Below are 18,043 nucleotides of genomic sequence, written 5' to 3' on the forward strand. Positions count from 1 at the left end.
CCCGGAATGCAAAAAGCCCCGAAAAAGTAACTTTTTCAGGGCTTTAGGTATTGCGAAAGTGGCGGTGAAGAAGGGATTCGAACCCTTGATACGATTTCTCGTATACACACTTTCCAGGCGTGCTCCTTCAACCGCTCGGACACTTCACCGGATCTCGCCAGACGCGCTGTCTGTCGAGGCGCGCTAATGTAATCGAAGGTTTGCCCAAACGCAAAACTTTTTTCAAAAGATTCATGCGCTTAAGCCATCGGGAACAATAGCCAGCCTGCTCCGTTGACGGAGCAAGGCACCCAGCAGCGTCAGGCGCCGGGCAAAGCAGCCTGCAAATATGGGCAGTGGTGATCCGTCCACTCCATCATCGGCGCGATCGAGCGACAGCCTGTTTGCCTGCCGCCACCCTGACTCTACGGTCACCCTTCGTGCTTTACCGGATCACGGCGGATGGGTAACGTCAGCCGCACATTTCACAACAAGGAGTCGACCATGAGCGACCTGATCAGCTACCAACTCGATGACGGCATCGCCACGCTGACTCTCAACAACGGCAAGGTCAATGCGATCTCGCCGGCGATGATCGATGCCTTCAATGCGGCCCTGGACCGAGCGACCCAGGACAAGGCCATCGTCATCCTTACCGGGCAGCCGGGTATTCTCTCCGGTGGCTATGACCTCAAGGTGATGACCTCCGGCCCGCAGAATGCCATCGACCTGGTCGCCGCCGGCTCGACGCTGGCCAGGCGCATGCTCGCCCATCCGTACCCGATCATCGCCGCCTGCCCCGGCCATGCGGTGGCCAAGGGCGCCTTTCTGCTGCTTTCCAGTGACTACCGTATCGGCGTCGAAGGCGCCTTTACCATCGGCCTCAACGAAGTGCAGATCGGCATGACCATGCACCACGTCGGCATCGAACTGGCCCGAGATCGTCTGCGCAAGTCCGCCTTCCATCGCTCGGTGATCAACGGCGAGATGTTCGACCCGCAAGGCGCCGTCGATGCCGGCTTCCTCGACAAGGTGGTGCCGGTCGAGCAACTGCTGGCGACCGCCCAGGCCGTGGCGGCGCAGTTCAAGAAGATCAACATGAACGCGCACCGCAAGACCAAGCTCAAGGTGCGCGCAGCGCTACTGGAAACCCTCGATAAGGCGATCGAGCTGGACAAGCAGCATTCGCTGTAAGCCAGCCGTGAAAAAGCCGCTCACGCGGCTGCTGAGCGCGGCGAGATAAGCAGGTAAGCTGCCAGCACCAATCTGGCGTGGGGCACACCATGGGCGAAATGGTCGCAGCAGCGGTTTACAGCAAGGGCCGCAAGGTCAGCGATATTCATCTTGACGAGGGTCGGGAATGGGCCGGCAAGCCCGAGCACTTCGTGTGGATCGGCCTGCACGATCCCGGCAGCCAGGAACTCGGCAACCTGCAGCGCCAGTTCAACCTGCACGAACTGGCCCTGGAAGATGCCCTGCAGCGCCACACCCGTCCCAAGCTGGAGATTTTCGGCGACGCGCTGTTTCTGGTGCTCTATTCGCCGGTGCAGGTCGGCGGCGAGCTGACCTTCGTGGAAACCCAGCTGTTCGCCGGCAAGAGCTACGTGATCAGTGCCCGCTACGGCGATTCGGCGCCTTACTCCAAGGTGCGCCAGCGCTGCGAAGCCAGGCCGCTGCTGCTCGAGCACGGCGAAGACTTCGTGCTCTACGCGCTGATCAGCTTCATCATCGAAAATTACCGGCCGCTGATGGACGCCTATTACAGCGAGTTGGAGCAGCTCGAACAGACCGTACTCGAATGCGCCATGACCCACAGCGAGGTGGTGCGCATCCAACAACTGCGCCGCGACCTGCTACGCCTGCGCCGCAACATCGGGCCCCTCGCGGAGATCTGCCAGGAGCTGCAGCACCTGGACTTCCCCTTCATCGACAAGAACATGCGACCGTACTTTCGCGACGTAGCGATTCACGTCAATCGCCTGCTCGAAGACCTGACCAACCTGCGCGAGATGGCCGATCATGCCATCGAGATCGGCCTGCTGCTCGAGTCGTCCCGGCAAAGCGTGGTGCAGCGTAAATTCGCCGCCTGGGCAGCGATCCTGGCCTTCCCTACCGCCGTGGCCGGTATCTACGGCATGAACTTTCACAACATGCCGGAGCTGACCTGGCAGTACGGCTATTTCGCCGTACTCGGCGTGATCGGCGCAGGTTGTGCCGGGCTCTACGCCAGCTTCCGCCATTACGGCTGGCTGTAGGGCTCGCCCGCAGCCTGCCGCGACAAACCGCTTACTGACGCATCCCGCGCCCGCTGACCAGCAGGCGCACGCACAGCACATAGAGCACCGCCGTGGCGACCAGCATGAAGCCGATGGCGGTGCCGATGCTGATATCCGACACACCAAGGATGCCGTAACGGAAGGCGTTGACCATGTGCAGCACCGGGTTGGCCATCGATACCGTCTGCCAGAATGGCGGCAGCAGGCTGATCGAATAGAACACCCCACCCAGGTAGGTCAGCGGCGTCAGCACGAAGGTCGGGATGATCGAGATGTCGTCGAAGTTGCGTGCGAACACCGCGTTGACGAAGCCGCCCAGGGAAAAGATGGTCGCCGTCAGCAATACCACCAGCACCGTCAACCCGAGGTGATGCACCTGCAAATGGGTGAAGAACAGCGATAGAAGCGTGACGATGATGCCGACCGCCAGGCCGCGCAGCACGCCACCGGTGACGTAGCCGATGAGGATGGTGTGCGGCGAGACTGGCGACACCATCAGCTCCTCGACCGAGCGCTGGAACTTGCTGCCGAAGAAGCTCGACACCACGTTGCCGTAGGCGTTGGTGATCACCGACATCATGATCAAACCCGGCACGATGTACTCCATGTAGGTGAAGCCATCCATGTCGCCGATCTGTCGGCCGATCAGGTTGCCGAAGATCACGAAGTACAAAACCATGGTGATCGCCGGCGGCAGCAGGGTCTGTGGCCAGATGCGCATGAAGCGGCGCACTTCGCGATAGACGATGGTGCGCAAGGCCACCAGGTTGGCGCTGAACTCGGACTGCTCGTGCATCATACGGCCACCTTCGACAGGTTCTTCTCGACCAGGGACACGAACAGCTCCTCCAGGCGGTTGCTCTTGTTACGCAGGCTCAGCACCTCGATGTCATGCGCCGCCAACTGGCGGAACAGATCGGTGACGCCCTGGCTCTTGTCGACCTGCACCTCGAGGGTGTGGCGGTCGACCAGCTTGGCGGGGTAGCCGGCAAGAGCTGGCACGGCTGCCAGGTCGTGCTTGAGATCGAGCAGGAAGGTCTCGACGTGCAGCTTGCCCAGCAGCGCCTTCATGCTGGTGTTTTCTACGATCCGCCCATGGTCGATGATGCCGATGTTGCGGCACAGCTGCTCGGCCTCTTCCAGATAATGGGTGGTGAGGATGATGGTGATGCCCTGCTTGTTGAGGTCGGTGAGAAAGCTCCACATCGAACGGCGCAGCTCGATGTCGACGCCCGCGGTCGGCTCGTCGAGGATCAGCAGGCGCGGCTCATGAACCAGCGCGCGGGCGATCATCAGCCGGCGCTTCATGCCACCGGAGAGCTCCCGTGACGCCACGCCGCGCTTTTCCCACAACCCAAGCTGGGTGAGGTACTGCTCGGCGCGCTCTTTGGCCAGGCGCGCGGGAATACCGTAGTAACCCGCCTGGGTCACGACGATATCGAAGACCTTCTCGAACTGGTTGAAGTTGAACTCCTGAGGCACCACGCCGAGGCAGCGCTTGAGCGCAGCGGGCTGGGCATCGAGGTCATGGCCAAACACGTTGACCGTGCCGCTGGACTTGTTCACCAGAGTGGAAAGAATGCCGATGGTGGTGGACTTGCCGGCACCGTTGGGCCCCAGCAAGGCGAAGAAGTCACCCTCGGCGACGTCGAGATCGAGACCGTGCAAGGCGGTGAAGCCGTTGCCGTAGGTTTTGGTCAGCTGTCGGATCGACAGAGCAGTACTCATAAAGGATACGCACGCATGAAAAAGACAGGGTTTAGATGGGGGTACAGCGCAAACATTGCAACGCAATTGCCCGCCCATGGGCATCGCTAAAACATAGGCGGTGACGACGCCGGTGGTTTTTAGAGGCGCCCTCAGGTCAGCTCGGTCATCACTGCACGCTGGTAGGCCGGGCGCTCGCGCAATCGCGCGTACCAGGCCTGCAGGTTGGGCTGCGCTGGCCGCTCGATGGGCATTTCGAACCAGGCATAGATGAAACTGCCCAGTGGAATGTCGCCCATGGCGAAGCGCTCACCGGACAGGTAAGGCTGTTCGCCCAGCGCCTTTTCGGGCAGCGCCAACATGTCGATACAGCGCTGCCGGGCCGCTTCGATCACGGCCTCGTTGCGCCGCTCGACCGGAGTACGCAAGGTGCCCCAGAACAGATCGCGAAACTCGCCGGCGAAGCTGGAGGTCGTCCAGTCCATCCACTTGTCGCCACCGGCGCGGCTGACAGGATCCTCAGGATAAAGGGAGCCCGGCGCATAGGCCGCGGCCAGGTAACGCACGATGGCGTTGGATTCCCACAGCACCAGGCCGTCGTCTTCGATCATCGGCACGCGGCCGTTGGGATTGCGCGCCAGGTACTCGGGTTGATCGACCACGCCAAAGGCGCCACCGGCCTCGACTCGCTCGTAAGCGACGCCCGCCTCTTCAGCGCACCACAGCGCCTTGCGTACGTTGCTGGAATTCTTGCGGCCCCAAATTTTCAGCATCACCAACCGTCCTTATCAGAGTCCTGCCAACGGAGAGGCTGACAACCCTACCACTGTGTCGCCAAGAAGGAAGCCGGCCACGGTGATGTTGGCTATCGACCTCGTTCATGGAGCAGACGACCAGCGTGATTCACGGGCTGACCAACAGGTCATCCGTGGATGCAATTTGTTATACGAACTCGCCAGCCTACAGCGGGGTCACTATCGGGAACGCGACGGGTCACGATCCTTCAGGACGTGCTCTGTTACGCCCCTGTCGGCAGCTTTTGCACGGGCCGACTACGATTATGGCGGCACACGCCGTTCTGCTGTCGCCATCACGGAGGATTCTGCATGCTCGCTGTCTGGTTGCTCGTTCTGGTCATCGGTACGGCCTATTTGGCCCACCGCCGCACGGCTCCCCTGCCCGCCCTGGCAATCGTTGCCGCCTATCTGTTGATCATGGGTGCCTACAGCCACGCACCGGGCTGGCTGCTGGTGATCTTCTGGCTGCTGTGGCTAGCGGTCGCCATCCCGCTGGCGCTACCGGAGTTGCGCCGCAAGCACTTCACCAAGCCGCTGTTCGCCTGGTTCCAGAAAGTGCTGCCGCCGATGTCCAATACCGAGAAGGATGCCATCGAAGCCGGCACCGTCTGGTGGGACGGCGAGCTGTTCAGCGGTCGCCCGGATTGGGACAAGCTGTTGGCCTACCCGAAAGCCACGCTAACCGCCGAAGAACAGGCATTCATCGATGGCCCTACCGAAGAGCTATGCGCCATGGTCAGCGAATGGGAAATCGGCCAGCGCATGGATCTGCCGGCAGAAGCCTGGGAACACATCAAGCAGCATGGCTTCTTCGCCCTGATCATTCCCAAGGAATACGGCGGCAAGGGATTCTCGGCCTACGCCCACTCGCAAGTGGCGATGAAGCTGGCGACCCGCAGCGGCGACCTGGCCTCCACCGTGATGGTGCCCAACTCCCTCGGCCCGGCCGAGCTACTGCTGCATTACGGCACCGAAGAACAGCGCAACCATTACCTGCCGCGCCTGGCCCGCGGCGACGACATCCCCTGCTTCGCCCTGACCGGCCCACTGGCCGGTTCCGATGCCGGCGCCATGCCCGACAGCGGAGTGATCTGCAAAGGCCAGTGGAATGGCGAGGAAGTCGTCGGCCTGCGCCTGAACTGGGAAAAGCGCTACATCACCCTGGGCCCGGTAGCGACGCTGCTCGGCGTGGCCTTCAAGGCCTATGACCCAGATCACCTGCTCGGCGACAAGGAAGAGCTCGGTATCAGCCTGGCGCTGATTCCCACCGATACCCCCGGCGTAGATATCGGCCGCCGTCACCTGCCGCTTGGCGCCGCCTTCATGAACGGCCCCAATAGCGGCAAGGACGTGTTCATCCCGCTGGACTACCTGATCGGCGGGCCGGACTACCTCGGCAAGGGCTGGATGATGCTGATGAACTGCCTGTCGGTCGGCCGCTCGATCTCGCTGCCGGCAGTCGGAACCGGTGCCGCCAAGTACACCAGCCTGGTCACCGGCCAGTACAGCCAGGTACGTAAGCAGTTCAACGTGCCACTGTCGGCCTTCGAAGGTATTCAAGAAGCCCTGGCACGTATCGGTGGCAACGCCTGGCTGATGGACAGCGCACGCATCCTCACCGCCAACGCAGTCGACCTGGGCGAGAAACCGTCGGTACTGTCGGCGATCCTCAAGTATCACCTGACCGAGCGCGGGCGTGAATGCATCACCCACGCCATGGACGTGCACGGCGGCAAGGGCATCATCATGGGCCCGAGCAACTACCTTGGCCGCTCCTGGCAAGGCGCGCCGATCTTCATCACCGTCGAGGGCGCCAACATCCTCTCGCGCAACCTGATGATCTTCGGCCAAGGCGCTATCCGCTGCCATCCCTACGTGCTCAAGGAAATGGCCCTGGCCGGCCGCGAGGACCGCGACCAGGCATTGCTGGAATTCGACGATCTGCTGATGCAACACATCGGCTTCGCCGTCAGCAACGCCGCCAGCACGCTGATCCTGAGCCTCAGCCTGGGCCTGCTCGGCAAGGTACCGGGCGACCGCATCAGCCGCCCTTACTTCCGCGCCCTCAATCGCCTGAGCGCCGCCTTCGCCATGCTCGCCGACCTCAGCATGATGTTGCTGGGCGGTGAACTGAAGCGCCGCGAGCGCCTGTCGGCCCGCCTGGGCGACGTACTCAGCCATCTGTATCTGGCCTCCGCGGCGCTCAAGCGTTATCACGACCAGGACTATCCGGAGCACGTACGCCCACTGCTGCACTGGGCACTGGAAGAGAGCCTGGGCAAGGCCGAAACCGCCATCGACGAGCTGCTCAGCAACTTCCCCAACCGCCTGCTGGGCAGCGCTTTGCGCGTGCTGGTATTCCCCTTCGGCCGCCGCCACCAGGGCCCGGACGATCAGCTCGACGCGCAAGTCGCCGCGATCATCGGCCAGAATGCTGGCAATCCGGCGCTCGAGGCCGTGCTCGAAGGCTGCTTCCGCCCCACCTCGCCCGAGGATCCGGTCGGTGCTCTGCAACACGCCTTCAACCTGCTGCAGGAGGCTGCGCCACTGCAGAAGAAACTGCACAAGGCCGTCAAGGCTGGGCAAGTGCGTGAAGTGCCCGGGCACAACGAGATTGAAACGGCAGTCGCCGCTGGCGTGCTCAGCGCCGAGGAAGGCCAACAGTTGCAGCGCGCCGAGCAGGCCCGCCGCGTGGTGATCGACGTCGACGACTTCAGCAAGGAGGAGCTGCTGCCCAGCGAAGGCAAGGTGAGGTAATCGCAAGGCAGAGACGACAGCGGGCGCCATGGACCTTATACTCCGGCGCCCGTTTTACTTTCAGGATCACCCGGACATGGCCAATCCCCATCTCGACCATCACATCGTCCTGCTCAACCACCTGCGCACCATCCTCGTTGCCCTGGGTGAAGCCGAGCAGATCCTCGATGCCAGCCATGCCAACTTTCTCGAGCGCTACGACGAGCTGCTCGCCGAACTGCCCGTGGACATGGAGCGCAGCCTGTACCTGGGCCAGGAACTGATCAGCCAGATCTTCCAGCGCTACCCGCAGATCGCCCACCTGGTACCGCGGGACCTGCTGTGGTTCTTCGGCGGCGATTGCCTGCACTTCATGCCGGACGATGAGATCGACCTGTACCAGCAGCTCGACGAGCGCCGCTTCTACGCCGAAGAGAACGACGAGCCGTTCGACTGGAACCAGGAAAAGCAACTGCTGGCCATGCCGGCACCGACCAGCCGCCACTGACGAAAAAGCCCGCCAGCAATAGTGATGCTGACGGGCTTTGTTCTGCGCCGAAACGCAGATACGAAAACGCCGCTCGATTGAGCGGCGTTTTCGTTTATATGGAGCGGGAAACGAGACTCGAACTCGCGACCCCGACCTTGGCAAGGTCGTGCTCTACCAACTGAGCTATTCCCGCATTTACAACAAATTGGCGTCCCCTAGGGGACTCGAACCCCTGTTACCGCCGTGAAAGGGCGGTGTCCTAGGCCACTAGACGAAGGGGACCTGGAACTTCTTACAACGATTCAGCTGCCACGCTGAACCTGAAATCTGGAGCGGGAAACGAGACTCGAACTCGCGACCCCGACCTTGGCAAGGTCGTGCTCTACCAACTGAGCTATTCCCGCAATCTTTGCTGCTCCACTTCTTCTGGAAGTGGCGTCCCCTAGGGGACTCGAACCCCTGTTACCGCCGTGAAAGGGCGGTGTCCTAGGCCACTAGACGAAGGGGACATTGCCCGGAATTTCCGGCTTCCCCGCTGTGCTTTTCAGCATTACCGTGGAAGTGGCGCGCATTCTATGGAGCCTTTCAACACTCGTCAACAGCTCATATAAAAATTTTTAAAATCAACGACTTCAATCTGATTCCAAGACCATCGGCAGAGTGCCTGCCGAACATGCCTGCTTTAATGCGACAAGCGAAACGCGCAGACCGCGCAATGATGGCAGAACGCGAGTAAGATGACTGATAGCGACAGGCAGCGCCACCTTGCGGGCCGCTGCGCCCTGCCCCAAGGCTTTGAAGAGGTTTAGACGATGTCCTCGCTCGTGATCACCATGGCGATAATCGGCGGTATCACGCTGTTGGTGCTGCTGGCCTATCTGAATCAACTGGCCGAAAACAACAAGCGCAAGAAGGCGCGCCTGAAAGCCGACCTGGCCGAGCGCTACCGGCGCATCGCCGACCTCAACGAACAGTTCGCCGGCCAGTTCATGACGCCCGAGCTCAAGCTGCTGCTGTGCAGCCTGCAGCTACAGTTCGCCGAGCGCATCCTGGAAGTCGACAAACAGGACAGCGCCTACGCGACCATGGTCGAGGAGCTGCGCAAGCTGATCGCCATGGGCCCGGACATTCCAGTGCGCAACGCGCCCTATCACGTGACCGATGACGCCAAGGCCACCCAGGTTCGCGCCCAGCTGGAAGCGCTCCACGGCCAGGTCGGCAAGCTTGCGCAGACCGGTCAGCTACCTGTCGACGAAGCCAAGAAGTGGGCCAAGGAAATTCGTCATATGCTGGTGCAGCTGTATGTGGACCTGTACGGCAACCAGGCCAAGCAGGCGCTGCAGCAGCAACAGAACGGGCACGCCCGGCTGGCCCTGGAGCGTGGCGTGCAATTTCTGCAGAAGCAGGCCGATGCCGCCCGCTACCAGGCGACCCTGGCGCAGTTCCAGAAGCAGCTGGAACGCGTCAATGCAATGCTGGTCAGCTCCCAGGCGCCTAGCGGCGATGCGAACAGCGAGCTGGACGAGGGGCTGAAGTCGATGGAAGACGACGGCGACTGGAAGAAGAAGGCGCTATACGACTGAGAGGCCTGCGCCTCTCAGGCCTCACTGCTCTTCTAGCAATCACTGGCGCGCAGCAGCACGGCGGCCAGCCCTTCGATACCACGCTGATCCGCCTCGGTGAAATGCCCCGTTCGCGGGCTATCCAGATCCAGCACACCGACCAGCCGGCCGTCCTTGAGCAACGGCACCACCAGCTCGCTGTTGGACGCGCTGTCGCAGGCGATATGGCCAGGGAAGGCGTGCACATCCTCGACCCGCTGGGTTTGCCGCGATGCCGCCGCAGCGCCACACACGCCGCGCCCGAAGGCGATGCGCACGCAAGCCACCTTGCCCTGGAACGGGCCGAGCACCAGCTCATCGTCCTTTACCAGATAGAAACCGGCCCAATTGAGGCCCTCCAGCTCGTGATAGACGAAAGCACTGAACTGCGCCGCGTTGGCGATGAAATCCCGCTCGCCGGACAGCAAGGCCTCCAGCTGGGCGGTCAGCAGGGCGTAGCCGTCCAGGCCGGAACCGGTTTGACTCAAGTCGATCATTGCGATGTCTCCAGTAGCTGCAGCCCGACCCACTGGCGGGCGAACTGATAGGCACAACGGCCATTACGATTGCCGCGCCCGGTGGCCCAGCGCACGGCGAGTATTTCCAACTCCTCGCTCCACTGCCATTGCAGGCCGGCCTGCTCGGCCTGAACCTCGATCCAGTGGCGTACCACGTCGAGATAATGCTGCTGGGTGAAGGGATAGAAGGAAAGCCACAGGCCGAAGCGGTCCGACAGTGCGATCTTGTCCTCGACGGCCTCGTTCGGGTGCAGCTCGCCGTCGACCATCTTGGTGTTGGCGTTGTCGCTCTCGCGTTCCGGCACCAGGTGCCGACGGTTGGACGTGGCGTACAGCAGTACGTTTTCCGGCGAACGCTCCAGCGAACCGTCGAGCACGCTCTTGAGTACCCGGTAATCGCCCTCGCCCGCCTCGAACGACAGGTCGTCGCAGAACAGGATGAAGCGCTGTGGCAACTTCATCAGTTGCTCGACCACCCGCGGCAAATCGGCCAGGTGGTCACGCTCGATCTCGATCAAGCGCAGCCCGGCGCCGGCATGCTCGGCCAGCAGCGCGCGAACCAGCGACGACTTGCCGGTGCCGCGCGCGCCCCACAACAGCGCGTGGTTGGCCGGCATGCCCTGCACGAACTGCCGGGTATTACGCGCCAGTTGCTCGCGCTGGGTATCGACGCCGATCAGGTCGCTGAGATTCATGTCCAGGCTCACCTTGAGCGCCTGCAGATAGCCCGAACGGCCTTCACGCTGCCAGCGCGCGGCCAGGGTATCGGTCCATTCCAGCGGTTCGCGAACAGCCGGCAACAGCGGCTCGATGCGGGTCAGCACGCTTTCGGCGCGAGCCAGAAAATCGGTAATACGGGAATCCACGTAGCAGCTCCTCGAGTATTCAGTCTGTGAGGCAGGTGTGCCGAAAAACAGGCCAGATCGACTATGCTTGGGCAGCGATCGGAACGAGACAGCGCCCCAATATGGAAATACCACTCAGACAGCGACTGTCATTCAAGCAGGCCGGCCTCACCGTTCTCGTCGCGTTCATTCTGGGCGCATTGCTCAGCCTGGTGCAGATCGGCGTCGATTATGCCAGCGAAGACGCGGCCATCAACCGCGAGATTCGTGCGCTGATGGAGATCAGCCACAACCCTGCCGCGCGGATTGCCTACAACATCGATGCCGAACTCGCCCAGGAGCTGGTCGTCGGCCTGCGCCGCTCCCCCGCGGTGATCGGCGCGCGCATCGTCGACAGCAATGGCGAGGTACTGGCCAGCGCCGCTCAGCCATCCATGCAGAGCCGTTACCGGCTGTTCAGCGACTTCCTGTTCGGCAGCAGTCGCCATTTCGAAACCCGACTGTCGGTCGATCACGCGCCAGACGAACAACTCGGCATGCTGCAACTAGACATCGACACCTACGCGTTCGGCAGCAACTTTCTCAAGCGTTCGGTGCTGACCATGGTCAACGGTTTCACCCGCAGCCTGCTGCTGTCGGTGATCCTGCTGGTGCTCTTTTACTTCATGCTCACCAAGCCGCTCACCCAGGTGATTCAGGCGCTGGCCGGCCGTGACCTGCGCACCCCCGACCGCACGCCGCTGCCCTGTCCGCCTGGTCATGAGCGCGACGAGATCGGTGTGTTGGTCAAGGTCGCCAACCGCCAGTTCGCCAGCATCGCCACCGAGATCGAGCAACGACGCACCGCCGAAGACCGCCTTACCGACTACCTGGGCGAACTGGAAGCCATCGTCTCGGCCCGGACCGTCGAGCTGAAAGCCGCCAACAACCGTCTCAGCCGCTCCAACGACGAGCTGGAGCAGGCCCGCCGTGACGCCCTGGCCATGGCCCAGGCGCGCTCGATCTTCCTGGCCAACATGAGCCACGAGATCCGCACTCCGCTCAACGGTCTGCTGGGCATGCTCGCCCTATCGCTCGAAGGGCCGTTGAACAGCGAACAGCGCCAGCAGCTGTCCATCGCCCACGACTCCGGCAAGGTGCTGGTCGACCTGCTCAACGACATTCTCGACCTGTCGAAATTCGAGGCCGGCCAGCTGGAGCTGGAGCGTATCGCCTTCGACCTCGGCGCGCTGGTGGAAGGCACCGCCAGCCTGCTGTCGCAAAACGCCCAGGCTGGTGTGGAGCTGACCTGCCTGATCGATCCACAGCTACCGGCCCAGGTACTCGGCGACCCAACGCGGGTGCGGCAGATCGTTAGCAACCTGTTGTCCAACGCCTTGAAATTCACCCGCGAAGGCCGCGTCGACATTCGTATCGGCGCCGAGGGCGAATGCATCCGTATCGAGGTCTGCGACACCGGCATCGGCATCGCCGAGGATGCCCAGGCGCGCATCTTCCAGCCGTTCACCCAGGCCGGCGCCAACATAACCCGGCAGTTCGGCGGCACCGGGCTCGGCCTGGCGCTCACGCGCCGTCTCTGCGAGGCGATGGACGGCACGCTGGAGCTGCAGTCCACGCCGGGTAGCGGCAGCCGCTTCAGTGCCATTTTGCCGCTGCCCAGCCTGGAAGCAGCGCCGCCTGCGCCGCAGCTGAGCGGACGCGTGCTGGCGATCTGTGGCGCCGAAACCGGCCTGGCCGAGCTGCTACCGCTACTGATCGGCAACTGGGGCCTGAGCTACCGCCGCCTCGACAGCGCCGGGGGTGTCGAGGCGCTCGACGCCGACGTACTGATCAGCGATTGCCCCACTTGCATGAAAAAGCTGCGCGAGCAAACGGCGACGCCGATCATCCTGGTCACCGCCTACGGCAGCTTCCTCGATAGCGAACAGGCCGCGGCACTCGCGCCGCTGGAACAGGTCGCCAGGCCGCTGACCCGACAGCACCTGCTGCAGGCACTGAATCACGCGCTGCTGCGTGCATCCGACGACCTCGCCGGTGCTGCCATGCCAATCGCCACCGACCGCAAAGCGGCGCGCGTGCTGCTGGTCGAGGACAATCCGGTCAACCAGTTGGTCGCCAAGGGCATGCTGGCCAAACAGGGGCTCGACGTGGTGCTGGCCAACAATGGCCAGCAGGCCCTGGACAGGCTGCAGGAAGAAGCGTTCGCGCTGGTGCTGATGGACTGCAACATGCCGGTCATGGATGGCTACGAGGCCAGCCGCCGCATTCGGGAAAACCCGACCTGGCAGCAGCTGCCGATCATCGCACTGACCGCCAATGCCCTGTCGGACGAGCGCCAACGTTGCCTGGCCGCGGGCATGAACGATTACCTGGCCAAGCCCTTCCGCCGTGAAGAGTTGCTCGCCCTGCTCGACCAGTGGCTGCCCGCGTGAACGGCGAGCAGCCTTCTGCTACTCGGACAATCTTTCGCCCAGGCGCAGCAACAGTGCGTCGAGCTGGCTGCGCAAGGGTTCCAGTTGCCTGGTATCGACGCCCTGCTCGCACAGCAGTTGCTGCTTCAGCATCGGCACACGACTGCGTAGCGCACGCCCCTGCTCGCTGAGGTACAGGTGCATTTCGCGCTCATCCGCGGCGCTACGCCGACGCTCCACCAGCCCAGCCGATTGCAGCCGTTTGAGCAGCGGCGTCAGGGTGCCGGAATCGAGCAACAGGCGCTCGCCAAGGGCCTTGACCGTCGGCTGCGCGGGCGCCGACTCGTCCCACTCCCAGAGCACCAGCATCACCAGGTATTGCGGATAGGTCAGTTGCAGGCCATCGAGCATCGGCTTATAGGCTCGCACCACCTGGCGGGACGCCGCGTAGAGCTTGAAGCACAGCTGACGGTCTAGCTTCAGGTCATCCATTGGTAAGTGCGTCGATCGCCGCCTGCAGGGCTTCAGGCTTGGTGGTCGGCGCGTAACGCGTGACCTCTCGACCGTCGCCGCTGATCAGGAACTTGGTGAAATTCCATTTGATCCGCTGGGTGCCGAGCAAACCTGGCGCCTCGCGTTTGAGCTGCACGAACAACGGGTGCGCCGCCGGGCCGTTGACCTCCACCTTGCGAAACAGTGGAAAGCTCACTCCAAAATTCAGCTCGCAGAAACTGGAGATGGCCTGCTCGTCACCCGGTTCCTGCTTGCCGAACTGGTTGCAGGGAAAGCCCAGCACCATCAGGCCCTTTTCGCGGTACTGCTTCCAGAGTGCTTCGAGCCCCTGGTACTGCGGGGTGAAGCCACACTGACTGGCGGTGTTGACCACCAGAATGGCCTTGGCGCCGAAATCGCCCAGGCGTTTCTGCTCGCCCGTGATGGTGGTGCAGGGAATGGCCAGCAGGTCTTGGCTCATGGTGTCAGGGCTCTTCTGATTGAGTGAAGCGAAAAGAGTAGCCAGCGATTTAATTGCACACAATTCAATTCATAAAAAAACAGGCCCGCCATTGGCGAGCCTGATAGCGAATCTGTCTTCAGGCCTCGTGGGGTACGTGCTTGAGCGATACCGAATTGATGCAGTAACGCAGCCCGGTGGGCCGCGGGCCATCGGGAAATACATGCCCCAGGTGCGCATCACAGTTGCTGCAGCGCACTTCGATGCGGTGCATGCCGTGGCTGAAGTCGTCCAGCTCGGTGATCACCTGATCGTTGAGCGGCTGGAAATAACTCGGCCAGCCGCAACCGGAGTCGAACTTGGCGTCCGAGTCGAACAGCGGCGTGCCGCAGCACACGCATTTATAGACACCCGGCACCTTGCTGTCGTGGTACTCACCGGTGAACGGCCGTTCGGTGCCGCCCAGACGGCAGACGTTGAACTGCGCGTCCGTCAGCTCCTCGCGCCAGGTTTCCAGTGGTTTTTCGAGCTTGCTCACAGGCCGTCCTCCTCGGGATAAAAAAGCCCTATCTGTATCTTTGCCCGACTCAGGCTGACACGTATGATTCGACACCTCAACCCGCCACGGCTCGCCGCCGCCTCGGCCCCTTAGAGGCCGCCTTTCTTCGATTCGGGATTCTTCACCATGCAGGTCAGCAAATCCAACAAGCTCGCCAACGTCTGCTACGACATTCGCGGCCCGGTGCTCAAACACGCCAAGCGTCTGGAAGAGGAAGGCCAGCGCATCCTCAAGCTGAACATCGGCAACCCCGCGCCATTCGGTTTCGAAGCCCCCGAGGAAATTCTCCAGGACGTGATCCGCAACCTGCCCACGGCGCAAGGCTACAGCGATTCCAAGGGACTGTTCAGCGCGCGCAAGGCGGTGATGCAGTACTGCCAGCAGAAGCAGATCGAAGGCGTCGGCATCGAGGACATCTACCTGGGCAACGGCGTGTCCGAACTGATCGTCATGGCCATGCAGGCCCTGCTCAACAATGGTGACGAAGTGCTGATCCCGGCGCCCGACTACCCGCTATGGACCGCCGCCGTGGCGCTCTCCGGCGGCAAGCCGGTGCACTACCTGTGCGACGAGCAGGCCGGCTGGTTTCCGGACATCGCCGACATGCGCGCCAAGATCACCCCGAACACCAAGGCGCTGGTGCTGATCAATCCGAACAACCCCACCGGCGCCGTGTATTCGCGCGAAGTGCTGCTGGATATCGTCGAACTGGCCCGCCAGCACAATCTGGTGATCTTCTCCGACGAGATCTACGACAAGATCCTCTATGACGAAGCCCAGCACATCTCCACCGCCTCCCTGGCGCCGGACGTGCTGTGTCTGACCTTCAACGGCCTGTCCAAGTCCTACCGCGTGGCCGGTTTCCGCTCCGGCTGGGTGATCATTTCCGGCCCCAAGCACAACGCGAAAAGCTACATCGAGGGCCTCGACATCCTGGCCAACATGCGCCTGTGTGCCAACGTGCCAAGCCAGCACGCGATCCAGACCGCACTGGGTGGCTACCAGAGCATCAACGATCTGGTGTTGCCGCAGGGCCGCCTACTGGAACAGCGTAACCGCACCTGGGAGCTGCTCAACGACATTCCCGGCGTCAGCTGCGTCAAGCCCATGGGCGCGCTGTATGCCTTCCCGAAGATCGATCCCAAGGTCTGCCCGATCCACAACGACGAGAAATTCGTTCTCGACCTGCTGCTCTCCGAGAAACTGCTGGTCGTTCAGGGCACCGCCTTCAACTGGCCGTGGCCGGATCACTTCCGCGTGGTCACCCTGCCCCGCGTCGACGACCTGGAACAGGCGATCGGCCGCATCGGCAGCTTCCTCAAGACCTATCGCCAGTAACCCCTGCCATCGCGGATGCCCGCCGGGCATCCGCCTCCCTCGCCTCCAGAGCACGCCCCATGGACCTGCAGATAGACGACTTCTACAAGGACGCCGCCAGCGGCTTGCTGATGCTCTATCAGGCCTTTCCGCGCAAGGTCTCGCTGTACGTGGAAGACCTGATCGGCCGCGAAGAACCGGATGAGTTCGGCCTGCCGAGCAAACGTCATCAGGCGTGCCTGGGTGCGCTGCTGTGGCTGGCTGAAGAAGGTTACCTGCGCTACGAGTCCACCATCGGCTACGACGCGCTCGACCAGGCGGTGCTCAGCGAAAAAGGCTTCCTGCGTTTGTCTCGGGGCATTCCCCGGGCGATCACCGAGGGCGAAGCACTGCCGCCTGCGGTGGATCGGGTGCAGGCGACCCTGGCCTTCCAATTGCGTGAAGCGCTCGCCCAGCAACATGGTGAACGGATTGCGCGACTGACTCGCCAACTGCTCGAACAGCGCGCTGCCCAGCCATATTGAGGGAGATCAACCTGCCGAAGGCGTCGCGATCGCGACGGATTTTCTCCGTGGCGATTGAAATAAACGCGAAAATGCCCATCTAAGCATTGGCGCCCGCACGCGGCCGTTTCACGCCGCCGGGCCGGGCGACACAGTTTGAAATAGTGACTCGGTTGAATCACCACAGGGCGAGCCCTTATATAGCCGCCGTATCGAGCCTGTCTTTCCCGTGAGGAGTCGTTTCACACCATGATGCGCATTATGTTGTTCCTGGCTACCAACTTGGCGGTACTGGTTATCGCCAGCATCACCCTCAAACTGCTGGGTGTTGATCGCTTCACCGGCCAGAACCACGGCAGCCTGCTGATCTTCTGCGCCGTCTTTGGTTTTGCCGGCTCGCTGGTCTCGCTCTTCCTGTCCAAGTGGATGGCGAAGATGAGCACCGGTACCGAAATCATCACCCAGCCGCGCACCCGCCATGAGCAGTGGCTGCTGCAGACCGTCGAAGAACTGTCGCGCGATGCCGGCATCAAGATGCCAGAAGTGGGCATTTTCCCTGCCTACGAATCCAACGCCTTCGCCACCGGCTGGAACAAGAACGACGCGTTGGTCGCCGTCAGCCAGGGCCTGCTCGAGCGCTTCTCCCCTGATGAAGTGCGCGCCGTGCTGGCCCACGAGATCGGCCACGTGGCCAATGGCGACATGGTCACCCTGGCGCTGATTCAAGGCGTGGTGAACACCTTCGTGATGTTCTTCGCCCGCATCTTCGGCAACTTCGTCGACAAGGCGATCCTCAAGAACGAAGACGGCCACGGCATTGGCTACTTCGTGGCGACCATCTTCGCCGAGCTGGTACTGGGTATCCTGGCCAGCATCATCGTCATGTGGTTCTCGCGCAAACGTGAGTACAAGGCCGACGAAGCCGGCGCACGGCTGGCCGGCAAGGGCGCGATGATCGCCGCACTGCAGCGCCTGCGTGCCGAACAGGGCGTACCGGTGCAGATGCCCGACAGCCTGACCGCCTTCGGCATCAACGGTGGCCTGAAGAACGGCCTGGCGGGCCTGCTGATGACTCACCCGCCGCTGGAAGAGCGCATCGAAGCCCTGCGCCGCATGGCCTGATCGCAACGCAACGAAAAGGCGACCCTCGGGTCGCCTTTTTCATGCCCGCGATTCGCCTCAGAGCCTGTTCAAAGTCTCGCGAGCTAGAGCAATGCAAGGCCTGGGCGGCCCCGCAAAAACAGGCGAGGACCGGTCGGAGTCGCGCCCGACTTTACGAGCTGTAAATGAGCAGTCTGACGGGAACGCCTAGTTTGGGCTGGCAATCCAGCCTGTTTTTAACGCCGCAGTGC

The 18,043-nt window shown here is 62.4% G+C and carries 17 protein-coding genes and 5 tRNA genes; 9 read left to right on the forward strand and 13 right to left on the reverse strand.

The features are described 5' to 3' along the window. Positions 1 to 59: 59 nt before the first annotated feature. Positions 60 to 149, reverse strand: a tRNA-Ser gene (locus BVH06_RS19935). 334 nt (positions 150 to 483) lie between these two features. Here BVH06_RS19935 and BVH06_RS19940 point away from each other — a divergent pair. Continuing rightward, positions 484 to 1,173: a crotonase/enoyl-CoA hydratase family protein gene (locus BVH06_RS19940; protein WP_075935250.1), complete on the forward strand. Its 690-nt coding sequence runs from the start codon at positions 484 to 486 to the stop codon at positions 1,171 to 1,173. A gap of 89 nt (positions 1,174 to 1,262) precedes the next feature. Next, on the forward strand, positions 1,263 to 2,234 hold the full coding sequence (locus BVH06_RS19945; protein ID WP_075935251.1) for a magnesium and cobalt transport protein CorA: 972 nt from the start codon (positions 1,263 to 1,265) through the stop codon (positions 2,232 to 2,234). Positions 2,235 to 2,265: 31 nt separating this feature from the next. Here the strand turns inward: BVH06_RS19945 and BVH06_RS19950 are convergent, their stop codons facing one another. The 3 genes from BVH06_RS19950 to BVH06_RS19960 form a co-directional block, all read right to left on the reverse strand. Beyond that, positions 2,266 to 3,051, reverse strand: coding sequence for an ABC transporter permease (locus BVH06_RS19950; RefSeq protein WP_139315692.1), 786 nt, complete (start codon positions 3,049 to 3,051; stop codon positions 2,266 to 2,268). Further along, a complete protein-coding gene (locus tag BVH06_RS19955; RefSeq protein ID WP_075932453.1) occupies positions 3,051 to 3,983 on the reverse strand; it encodes an ABC transporter ATP-binding protein in 933 nt (310 codons plus the stop codon). The genes BVH06_RS19950 and BVH06_RS19955 overlap by 1 nt, the downstream gene beginning before the upstream one ends. A 131-nt stretch (positions 3,984 to 4,114) precedes the next feature. Beyond that, positions 4,115 to 4,735, reverse strand: coding sequence for a glutathione S-transferase family protein (locus BVH06_RS19960; RefSeq protein WP_075935252.1), 621 nt, complete (start codon positions 4,733 to 4,735; stop codon positions 4,115 to 4,117). A gap of 333 nt (positions 4,736 to 5,068) precedes the next feature. Here BVH06_RS19960 and BVH06_RS19965 point away from each other — a divergent pair, with 333 nt between their 5' ends. Continuing rightward, positions 5,069 to 7,516 carry an acyl-CoA dehydrogenase gene (locus tag BVH06_RS19965; RefSeq protein WP_075935253.1) on the forward strand — a complete coding sequence of 816 codons (2,448 nt, stop codon included), beginning with the start codon at positions 5,069 to 5,071 and terminating at the stop codon, positions 7,514 to 7,516. Between the two features lie 76 nt (positions 7,517 to 7,592). Then, entirely contained in the window at positions 7,593 to 8,003 is a 411-nt protein-coding gene (locus BVH06_RS19970; protein ID WP_075932456.1) for a PA2817 family protein, read from the forward strand. 99 nt (positions 8,004 to 8,102) lie between these two features. On the opposite strand, the gene BVH06_RS19975 is transcribed toward BVH06_RS19970, so the two are convergent. From BVH06_RS19975 to BVH06_RS19990, 4 genes are all read right to left on the reverse strand, one after another. Continuing rightward, positions 8,103 to 8,178 (reverse strand) — tRNA-Gly (locus BVH06_RS19975). A gap of 13 nt (positions 8,179 to 8,191) precedes the next feature. Continuing rightward, positions 8,192 to 8,267: transfer RNA gene (locus BVH06_RS19980), tRNA-Glu, on the reverse strand. A gap of 46 nt (positions 8,268 to 8,313) precedes the next feature. Beyond that, positions 8,314 to 8,389, reverse strand: a tRNA-Gly gene (locus BVH06_RS19985). 29 nt (positions 8,390 to 8,418) lie between these two features. Then, a tRNA-Glu gene (locus BVH06_RS19990) sits at positions 8,419 to 8,494 on the reverse strand. 303 nt (positions 8,495 to 8,797) lie between these two features. On the opposite strand from BVH06_RS19990, the gene BVH06_RS19995 reads away from it, so the two are divergent. After that, the gene (locus BVH06_RS19995) at positions 8,798 to 9,568 is read left to right on the forward strand and encodes a hypothetical protein (protein ID WP_075932457.1); all 771 of its coding nucleotides are present in this window, start codon (positions 8,798 to 8,800) and stop codon (positions 9,566 to 9,568) included. A 32-nt stretch (positions 9,569 to 9,600) separates the two neighbouring features. Here BVH06_RS19995 and BVH06_RS20000 read toward each other — a convergent pair whose 3' ends face one another. Together BVH06_RS20000 and BVH06_RS20005 are read right to left on the reverse strand one after the other, a co-directional pair. Beyond that, positions 9,601 to 10,083, reverse strand: a complete 483-nt coding sequence (locus BVH06_RS20000) for a GAF domain-containing protein (protein ID WP_075935254.1) — start codon at positions 10,081 to 10,083, stop codon at positions 9,601 to 9,603. After that, positions 10,080 to 10,970, reverse strand: a complete 891-nt coding sequence (locus tag BVH06_RS20005; RefSeq protein ID WP_075935255.1) for an ATP-binding protein — start codon at positions 10,968 to 10,970, stop codon at positions 10,080 to 10,082. The genes BVH06_RS20000 and BVH06_RS20005 overlap by 4 nt, the downstream gene beginning before the upstream one ends. Before the next feature lie 101 nt (positions 10,971 to 11,071). Here BVH06_RS20005 and BVH06_RS20010 point away from each other — a divergent pair, with 101 nt between their 5' ends. Next, positions 11,072 to 13,381, forward strand: a complete 2,310-nt coding sequence (locus BVH06_RS20010; protein WP_075935256.1) for a response regulator — start codon at positions 11,072 to 11,074, stop codon at positions 13,379 to 13,381. 18 nt (positions 13,382 to 13,399) lie between these two features. On the opposite strand, the gene BVH06_RS20015 is transcribed toward BVH06_RS20010, so the two are convergent. From BVH06_RS20015 to msrB, 3 genes are all read right to left on the reverse strand, one after another. Beyond that, a complete protein-coding gene (locus BVH06_RS20015) occupies positions 13,400 to 13,852 on the reverse strand; it encodes a MarR family winged helix-turn-helix transcriptional regulator (protein ID WP_075935257.1) in 453 nt (150 codons plus the stop codon). Next, entirely contained in the window at positions 13,845 to 14,333 is a 489-nt protein-coding gene (locus BVH06_RS20020; RefSeq protein WP_075932462.1) for a glutathione peroxidase, read from the reverse strand. Before BVH06_RS20020 ends, BVH06_RS20015 begins: the two co-directional genes overlap by 8 nt. A 118-nt stretch (positions 14,334 to 14,451) precedes the next feature. After that, entirely contained in the window at positions 14,452 to 14,850 is a 399-nt protein-coding gene (gene msrB, locus BVH06_RS20025; RefSeq protein ID WP_075932463.1) for a peptide-methionine (R)-S-oxide reductase MsrB, read from the reverse strand. A gap of 147 nt (positions 14,851 to 14,997) precedes the next feature. On the opposite strand from msrB, the gene BVH06_RS20030 reads away from it, so the two are divergent. From BVH06_RS20030 to htpX, 3 genes are all read left to right on the forward strand, one after another. Further along, positions 14,998 to 16,209, forward strand: a complete 1,212-nt coding sequence (locus BVH06_RS20030; protein WP_075932464.1) for a pyridoxal phosphate-dependent aminotransferase — start codon at positions 14,998 to 15,000, stop codon at positions 16,207 to 16,209. 59 nt (positions 16,210 to 16,268) lie between these two features. Then, a complete protein-coding gene (locus tag BVH06_RS20035) occupies positions 16,269 to 16,712 on the forward strand; it encodes a hypothetical protein (RefSeq protein WP_075935258.1) in 444 nt (147 codons plus the stop codon). A gap of 228 nt (positions 16,713 to 16,940) precedes the next feature. Further along, complete coding sequence (htpX, locus tag BVH06_RS20040) at positions 16,941 to 17,813, forward strand: protease HtpX (protein WP_075932467.1); 873 nt, start codon at positions 16,941 to 16,943, stop codon at positions 17,811 to 17,813. Positions 17,814 to 18,043 lie beyond the last annotated feature (230 nt).

The sequence above is a fragment of the Pseudomonas sp. PA27(2017) genome, from assembly GCF_001945445.1.
Classification (GTDB): domain Bacteria; phylum Pseudomonadota; class Gammaproteobacteria; order Pseudomonadales; family Pseudomonadaceae; genus Aquipseudomonas.